The organism is Klebsiella sp. K47 (assembly GCF_051858335.1).
Lineage (GTDB): Bacteria > Pseudomonadota > Gammaproteobacteria > Enterobacterales > Enterobacteriaceae > Klebsiella > Klebsiella pneumoniae.
On sequence record NZ_JBPYUI010000138.1, the window covers coordinates 1 to 273 of the forward strand.

The following is a 273-nucleotide window of genomic DNA, read 5'->3' on the forward strand; positions in this document are numbered from 1 at the left end:
TGCAGCAACACCACTTGCACCATTACACAACCCTGCGCACTTGGTTGGGATTGACGCCACTATGCGTTTATTCCCAGAGCTACCACAAGTGGCGGTATTTGATACAGCATTCCACCAGACTATGCCTGCACATGCTTACCGCTATGCTGTGCCAAAGTTCTTATACACTGAACACAATGTCCGTCGCTATGGCTTCCATGGTACGAGCCATGCTTATGTGTCTGAACGCGGTTCAGAACTGGCAGGTAGCTTTAAACAAGGGGGCTGGTTAAC

1 pseudogene is annotated in these 273 nt (G+C 49.8%); it reads left to right on the forward strand.

The features are described from left to right. Positions 1-273 (forward strand): annotated as a pseudogene (locus RRF55_RS27440) (propionate/acetate kinase); the annotation flags it as partial.